The organism is Bacillus sp. FSL M7-1020, assembly GCF_038050415.1.
Taxonomy (GTDB): Bacteria; Bacillota; Bacilli; order Bacillales; family Bacillaceae_G; genus Bacillus_A; species Bacillus_A toyonensis.
This window is the reverse complement of sequence record NZ_JBBOTW010000005.1, coordinates 47,255-55,516: the sequence shown is the minus strand read 5'-3', so window position 1 is coordinate 55,516 and position 8,262 is coordinate 47,255. Positions and strand designations below refer to the sequence as shown.

At 39.6% G+C, this 8,262-nt stretch carries 7 protein-coding genes; all 7 read left to right on the top strand.

Annotated features, from left to right (window positions below; genetic code table 11):
- On the top strand, window positions 1-2,561 hold a 2,561-nt coding region (locus tag MHB70_RS30700; protein WP_341343748.1), incomplete at its 5' end, for an ATP-binding protein.
- A gap of 5 nt (window positions 2,562-2,566) precedes the next feature.
- The gene (locus tag MHB70_RS30695) at window positions 2,567-3,409 is read left to right on the top strand and encodes a replication-relaxation family protein (RefSeq protein WP_341343747.1); all 843 of its coding nucleotides are present in this window, start codon (window positions 2,567-2,569) and stop codon (window positions 3,407-3,409) included.
- A gap of 222 nt (window positions 3,410-3,631) precedes the next feature.
- On the top strand, window positions 3,632-3,886 hold the full coding sequence (locus MHB70_RS30685; protein WP_086387855.1) for a hypothetical protein: 255 nt from the start codon (window positions 3,632-3,634) through the stop codon (window positions 3,884-3,886).
- 13 nt (window positions 3,887-3,899) lie between these two features.
- Window positions 3,900-4,877: a conjugal transfer protein gene (locus MHB70_RS30680; RefSeq protein ID WP_098001585.1), complete on the top strand. Its 978-nt coding sequence runs from the start codon at window positions 3,900-3,902 to the stop codon at window positions 4,875-4,877.
- A 9-nt stretch (window positions 4,878-4,886) separates the two neighbouring features.
- Complete coding sequence (locus MHB70_RS30675) at window positions 4,887-5,138, top strand: TcpD family membrane protein (RefSeq protein ID WP_000281809.1); 252 nt, start codon at window positions 4,887-4,889, stop codon at window positions 5,136-5,138.
- Between the two features lie 27 nt (window positions 5,139-5,165).
- Window positions 5,166-5,714 carry a TcpE family conjugal transfer membrane protein gene (locus MHB70_RS30670; protein ID WP_000659657.1) on the top strand — a complete coding sequence of 183 codons (549 nt, stop codon included), beginning with the start codon at window positions 5,166-5,168 and terminating at the stop codon, window positions 5,712-5,714.
- A complete protein-coding gene (locus tag MHB70_RS30665) occupies window positions 5,674-8,244 on the top strand; it encodes an ATP-binding protein (RefSeq protein ID WP_341343746.1) in 2,571 nt (856 codons plus the stop codon). The genes MHB70_RS30670 and MHB70_RS30665 overlap by 41 nt, the downstream gene beginning before the upstream one ends.
- Window positions 8,245-8,262 lie beyond the last annotated feature (18 nt).

Here is an 8,262-nt window from a genome sequence, read left to right as displayed (position 1 = left end):
GATACGTATTATTCATTCCGCACATCGATGATGAAGTCACACCAGATAAACTAGGGCAAATGATTCGGCATGTACATGGTTCGGGCCGAAAGCCTTTAGAACGTCTGTTAAAAGGGCGCGATTGGTACCGCATGACAATGTATCGTCCAGAGGGAGAAAACGAGCGTGTTCGCTTTTATGTAGGTGGTCCAGAAGATAAAATCAACCAGGTTGTGCAAGCCATACAAAGCGCCTATACCCACAGTGAAATTTATACCGTCCCAAAGGAAGAAATGCCATTTCCAACAAGGAAAGCGGTAGGAGGACGGATGGTATTAAAGAGAAAGCGGCTAGATGCCACGTTATCACTAGCACGCTATACACGTGATGTATTACCGATGTTAGGAAGTGCGATGGAAGAAAAGACATGGGTTGATGTTGCTTTTACACCAGATAACGGGTATCAGCTGACAAAAGGGATTCGAAAAGCAGAAAAGGCCATTCGAAAGAAGAAAAAGCATGGGCTAGATGCCTTTGAAAAAGAAGAGATTCGCGCATTAAATAAACGGTTTGCAAAAAATGAAGTGGCGTTTCAAGTATCTGTTTCATTTGCAAGTGACTATTATCCTGGTGTACCTGTTATTAAAAATTTAGGGCATATGGTAGCAAGTGTTATGGCCGATGTGAATGAGCTTAGATACAGAAGGTTTAGACGCAGTATGCCAGCTGTACCACATCCCGTATACGGGAAAATGATATGGACGGGATCAGAGCTATTAAACTTGTTCCACCTTCCTAACGTAACAGGGGATAAAAACAGCAAGACAGAGCGCAACATCTTGTATCTAGATAAAGGGGAAAACATGATACCAAATGATTTATTGGCCGAAGGCATTTCAATTGGCCATGTGATGCATCCCTATATCAAGGATCGATTAGTAAAAATTCGAGAAGACTTTTTCAAGAATCATGGTTACATTACGGGGAAAGTTGGGTCTGGTAAAAGCACCATTGCCATGAGATTGATGCAAAGTGTCATTGATAAATGGCTAGAAAATCCGAATGAAGCGGGTGGATTGTCTCTATTTGATCCAACCGAAGATTTGGCATATGTAGCAATGAATCGACTATTGAAAGCGGAAAAGGATGGGAAAGAAGTGGATTGGAGTAAGGTTCACTTTATCCGTTTTCGAAACACAGATCATCCGCCAGCTTTGAATTTGTTTCATCGTTTTTCAAATGAAGATATCCAAACAGTGGTTGAATCCATTATGGAAATGATTAAGTTAATGATTCAAGGGCAAGCACAACAAACAGAACGATTACTAAGGGCCATTATTGGGACGTTGCTTTGTGATAAGAGTCAAATTCATACCATTTTAAGTATCCCACTCTTCATTAGTGATGAACTGTTTCGAGCAAATGTAATCGCCAATTTACAAGGACCAGAACAAAAATATTACTCTCACTTTTGGAAATATGAAGTAGGAAGCGCGTTAGAAGACAGCACACAAGCGATTTTAAACCGATTAGATATCTTCCGTAATACGCTGTATTTAAAGCGTATGTACGGGCAAACAGGCTTTTCCTTAGAAATTCGGAAGTGGATGGATGAAGGGCACCTTATCTTTTATGATTTAGCGGGCATGGGGAAAGAAGATACATTGCTGACAGTCGGCTACATTTGTAACCAATATCACCGTATCGCCCAACAGCGGCCGCATGGTTCAAAGCTACATTTAGGAGTTATAGATGAAGCACATGATGTGCCAGTACCCGTTCTTCCGAAAATTATTGCGAAGGATCGGAAACATGGATTTGGACTATGGGTGATTACCCAGCAAGTTTCGGGACAGTTAGACAGAGAGCTTACAGACATGTTAACCGAGGCGGGCGGAAACTACTTTGTATGTAGGCAAGGTCATAATTCCGCGAAAACGTTAGAGGGCATTATGCAAAAGCAATTCCGTACAGAGTATTTGCAGAACCTTCCTAACTTAGTTGTAGCGATTCAAACGCAAGATTATATCAGAGGTGAGGCAAAAAATGTGTGGTGCACAATACGTGTTCCACCATTAGACCGATACCTACCAAATGGAACAGCGGCGAATTATAAAAACGAAAAAGAAATTCATGCATCAAATGAATGGACCAGAGCAAAGATTCACTCTTTAGAGCAACAAAATGGGAAAGCAGGATTAGAAATCGATAAGGAAATTGATGAGTTTCTATATGGAAAAGGCAAGTATCAACAAGCCGAAAAAGTCAATTTAACCAAAGAAGAACCTGTTGTGACATCGGGGCTAGATGAATTAGAAGAAAAATTGTCTTCCAATGAAGAAATAAAAGAACCTGTTTCGGAAACACAGCAAGTGGAACTCACACATCAAGCGCAAATTATCCCATTCCGAAAACAAGCTACGACAACAATAGAAGTAAAGAAAGAAGATAAGCCAGTAAAAGAGCCTGTTATAACAATCGAAAAAGAACAAACAGTATCAATTGAAACAGAAAACGTAGAAATAAAAGAGGATACACCACAAGAAGAAGTGAGCATTTTCGACATGTGGGAAAAGGAGTAAGGGGCATGGGAAACATTTTATTTCAAATTTCAGATGAACAACTACTCATGAGTTTGCATACACACATCTACTTGGATATTGAGTACATTCATCAAAAGGTGTATGCAGATTATACAAAAAAATCTGTAACAAATCGTTTATATAAGCTAGAGCAAGCGGGCTATATCCGTTACGAGTATTTACCTGTTACCTCACCACGAAATCAGAAACGAAAATTTGCGAAACCACAACGAATTTATACGTTAACACCAGAAGGAGTCGAGATGGTTCGTGGGTTTCGAGGGGAAGTGCATTGGAAAAATAGTTGGTCCAAACGTTCAGCATCCTTTGTGTATCACAGTTTAATGTTAGCGAAAATTGAATGTTCCATGACATTAATATCTAAACGAGAAGGAAAGTTGGAACTAAAGGAATGGATTAATGAACCGCGGGCAACGTTTCAATATGCAAAAGGAAAAAATCGCGTTATACGCCCAGATGGGGTTGCGGTAATTGGATTAAAAGAAGCAATCGATAAAAACATCGGTGTATTCATGGAAATGGAACGTTCTTACGGATCAAAAGAAGTATTAGAAAAAAAGATTATCCGTTATAACGACTTCATGACGCAAGAAGGAAAAAAGGCAGACTATCGGATACATGCTGGTATGGGATATGAAATACCGATATGGCGCCTAGTATTTGTCGCAGGTAGTGAAAGTAGGGAAAAAGAATTGATTCGCTACTTAAAAGGGATAAGTAGTCCAGAAATTCCAGTGTATATCACACTGTTCCAAGATATATTACAAGACCCATTCGGGAATATTTATCGGAATATTCAAAATACAACAGAGAAAGTGAGGTTCTAAGAATGTGTTTCGGTTTATTTTATCGATAAGCGCCAGTATTTTTCTGTTAATTGTTTTTTCAGATTGGTTATTTGAAAGAGTACCAGGATCGAGAGAAGCCTGGGAAGTGGTAAAAAGTAAAGTGGTGGAAATTTACTATACGCAAGGATGGGAAGGCGTGTTACTTCTCTTCCTGGTGGTAGTGGGAATATGGAAGATGGTCGATCATAAGGGGGGATGACAATGGATATATTGGAAGGTTTGGAGTTTGTAAGGGGGTTTCGGGCTACAGATGGAACGTCCTTTGAAGTAGGGAGGGATGAAGACAAACGGTATGTGGTTCATGCTAGATTTCCATATATCACAGGCAGTCAAACGAAACTCAACAATTTTATCAATTATGCAAGAAATGAAATACAAGATGAATCAACCGCGGTTGGCATGGCGTCATTTGCTTGTGATTGCTACGAACGATCTTTACGCCAGTACCGAAATTGAAGGGGGGATAAATATGTTTCAAAAGGTGAAACAGTGGTTTGCAAAAACATTTGAAAGTAAACAAGGGAAGGCAAGGAAAGCCACAAGAATTCCTTCTTATAAAGGCCGCTTAATTGGAAAATGGGCCTTTTGGCTCCTGTTTTGTTGGATGCTAATTGTATCCGTCACAACCGTAGTAAAAGGAAAGGGAGATACACAAGCAAAGGCCAGTACCACTCCAAAGGAAGTCACACAAAAACAAAACCTTGCCTCGCGTCCAGAAGCGATTGAATTTGCGCGCGGATTCGCAAAGGAATACTTTACGTGGCAAAGAGGGGATGAGGGAAAGAAGAAGCGTTCAGAGCGCTTACAGCCTTATATACCGAAAACATTTGATCCACAAGTTGGTTTAGATTTCGTAAGTATGCAATGGGATTCAAATTTTCTATATGCAACTGTATTAAAGGTAGATGAGGTCACAGATAAAGAAGCAAACGTAATTTTTAAAGTGAAATACAAATTAAGTCGCATGAAAGCAGATAATAGCGGACCAGAGGATAAGGAGGTGATCCAGCAAGTGTCGGTTCCTGTTCAATCAGATGGAAAGGCTTTTGTCATTAGTGGATTCCCTCAAATTGTTAAGGTACATGAAAAAGCGGAAGTACCAGAAGGGAAAGAAGAGAAAGACCGAGAGGAAGTCCATGAACTCGCTGTAAAAGAAGACATTCGAGAATTTCTACCCACTTTCTTTAAATCCTATACAACCGCAACACAAAAAGAACTCGCGTATGTGCTAGCTAATACGGATATTAAAGGGTTAGAAGGAGCCATGAAATTTGAAAATGTACTTTCCTCTAAGATTTATCCAGGAAAAACAAAAGGCACGTATGAGGTACAAACAGAGGTATCTATGATTGATCCGCATTCTGAAACGAAAATGAAAACAGGTTACACGTTGTTTGTAAAACAAGATGGAAAGCAATGGGTTGTAAAAGACTTAAAAACAAAATAGGAGAGGGGCATGTATATGTTCAATATAAATCATTTTGTGTTAGGAATCGGTCTGGAAGGATTTTTCGAAATGATGAAGACACAAGGAACATACGCGTTATATTGTGCGTTTATCATTGTTATCTTGATCGTAGCGGCAAAGCGCGCATGGGGAAAAGCGATTACGTTAATTGTTGGCGGCGGGATTGTTGTATTCTTCATTAACAAACCAGATGCATTAAAAACAATCGGAACGTGGTTAGGCGGATTGTTTGGCGTCTAAGTAAGGGATGGAAAGGAAGAGGGCTACATGAAGGAAAAAGAATCAAAATCTATCATTGTCTATTGTTTCGGAAGCTATATGAACTATATGCGAAGACAGTACGAAATTATGGGGTATCGTCTTCCGCGTGCGGTTACATGGAGGGCACTTGGTTATTTTGCGGCGGTAGAAGCGGGGCTTGTAGCCTTCCGCTTCCTTCCTCCCTTTAAATGGATATTTGGGGATATGATCGATCAAGTTTGGCTCATGTATTATGGTGTGATCCCTCTTTTCCTTGTATGGGGCGCAGATAAATATAAAACAGATGGAAAATCACTTTTCTCTTTTGTTCGGTCCTGGATCACATTTCGTTTACGGAAGCATCAAAGCAGTCGATTGGTGAATGTACCCAAACTTAAAAAACATGTGTTTTATGGTCATGTATGTGTACAACATGACGTCAAAGATTTACCAATCGTACATTCATTCAGTGAAGAAGAGAACGACATACACGCTTATGATGTAACATTTTTACCCCAAAAGGAGGAAGTTGAATATGTTGAAAAAGATGAACAGACCACCATTAAAGCACGTTGAAAAGAATTTAGCGTTTAGTACAGACGGAAAAGTATCCGCAGTGTATGAAGTAGACGGATTTGAATACGATCATCAAGACGAAAGTACAAAAAAAGTATATTATCGCAATCAACTCGCTCTATTTACCCATCAAGAATATGATATCCACTTGCTTGTGATTCCTCGTACAACAAATTCAGATGAAATTCTGGATGAACATATTTCCACTTTAAAAGGGCCAATGGCCCCAACAGGACGCTTTCTTTTTAAAAAGGTAAAAGAATACTTACGAAATGCGGCCATTGCGAAAGAGAACATGGAATATCGCTTTTTCGTTTTAGTACAACTGAATATGGAACAGAAAGAAAGACAAATTCGTAATCCTGTCGTAGAAACATGGAAGTTTATGAAGAAGGTTAGAGAAGGATTTGCAGAGACAGCCCAAAACATATCGGGTATGAATGTGACGGATATTTTAGAAGAGGAAATTGAAAATTATTTAGAAGTAGAAGACGTGTTATTTAGCCAGGTTAGAGGGGCCTTTCATAATACAAGACGTGCGAAACCGTCAACAACGCGCTTTTTATTCCATCATAACTTCAAACGTGGCATGAAAGAACTGAATCGGGATCAAAACTGGAAAGTAGGTTCTACAGTTACCTTGAAAAATGAAGAAGGAAAGGTGGTAAAAGTACGTCGGCCAGATTTACAAGAAATGGTGCACTTAACGGATACGGTGATTGATGAAAGCCCAGGGCGCTCTCTGATACTCGAAAGACAAAATGAAGAAGGGGAAATGGAAACCTCTCATGTTGCTTTTCTTGCGGTGAAAGATATGCCCGAAATATCGGCTTTTCCTGGTGGAGAGTGGATTTATCGCATTCAATCTCATTCATTAAAGTTTCCTGTTGAAATAAGTATTCGAGCGTATCATTTAGAAAACCAGATGGTTACCCAAAAACTTTCGAACAGTGAACTGGAATTAAACGATCAACGCCAACAAGCGATGGTAGGTGGTCGCACAACAGATTTAACAATTGATCGTAAAGCAAGAGGCGTCAAAATTGTAAAAGATCGATTTGAAACAACGGGAGCACCTGGATATGAATTAAGTGTACTGTTTTGCGTGTATGCCGAAGATGAAAAAACATTAAAATCACGTGTAAATACGCTCATTACAGAATATCGCAAAATGAAAATTGAATTGGTCAATCCATATGGAGAACAATTAGCATACTTCTACGAGTTCTTACCAGGCTCTAAACGTTATAATACGGACTTTAAGTTATTTGTGGAACCAGGCGTACTTGCAATGGGCATGTTCGGGGCCACAACACAAATTGGCGACAATCAAGGGTTTTACATTGGAAAGACAAAAAAATTAAATCGTCCTGTTTTTGTTCGTCCCGAACTAGCGGCGAAAGCATTAGATAACATTGTGACAGCATTTGAGAGTTTATCGGTTATGTTTGCGGGGCAAACAGGGAAAGGAAAATCCTTCTTGATGAACTTACTCGCTTTCTGGATTGTTATGAGTGGCGGAAGAGCATTTATCATTGATCCTAAGGGCGACAGAACAAGGTGGCCCGAATTATTGCCAGGGTTCAATGAGGATACCTTGCAAGTATGGACGCTTGGAAAGAATAAGGAAGATGCGGGCTGTTTAGACCCATTCCGAATCAGCGCAACAATAGAAGATGCGAAGAGTTTAGCACTTGAAATTTTGACGTTCCTATCGGATGTAGGTTTAGAGGATATCCGATATGACTATTTATATAAAGCTATTGAACGAGTGGCGGAAAAAGAAGATGCATGTTTAACTTTGGTTCGTAAAGAGCTAGTGGAAATGAAGAAAGAACCTAACTTATTGCCAACTGAATTAGAACGGTTAAACGCTCTTACAAATCGTTTAGCAACCTTAGAAGGCATCCAGCTAGGAGATTTATTGTTTGGTAGACCAGGTCAAGATTACCGCGTATTAAGCCTAGAACGCCCATTACAAGTATTACAAATTCAACATTTACGCATTCCGAAATCAGAGGAAAAGAATGAAAGTGTTACAGACAAATTATCTCGTAGTATCTTAATTGCATTAGCGGCATTTGGTAAATCCTTAATGCATTCCGACCGTAGTATTTTCAAAGTATACCTACAAGATGAGGCATCAAGTATTTTGAAAAATAAAGAGGGTGCGGCGTCTTCTGACAAAATCATTCGAGAAGGACGTTATCACAATATCGGATTGTATTTAGGAACACAAAACGCATCCGATTATCAATCTGAAAACAAAGAGGTTGCAAATGTAGGTATGAAGTTCTGTTTTGCACTGAAATACGATAAGGAAGCGGAAGAAATGTTGCGTTACTATAACTTACCGGTCACAGAAGAAAATATCTTAATGCTACGCCAACTTAGACGCGGCGAAGCGTTGTTCCAGGATATTTTCGGCCGCACAGCGGTTGTAGAAATTGATCCTGTTTTCCAAGAATTAAAGACTGCATTTGATTCCTCTACGAAAACAGACGAAGAACGCGCACAACAATTGGCGTAATTCGTATTACAATACAGA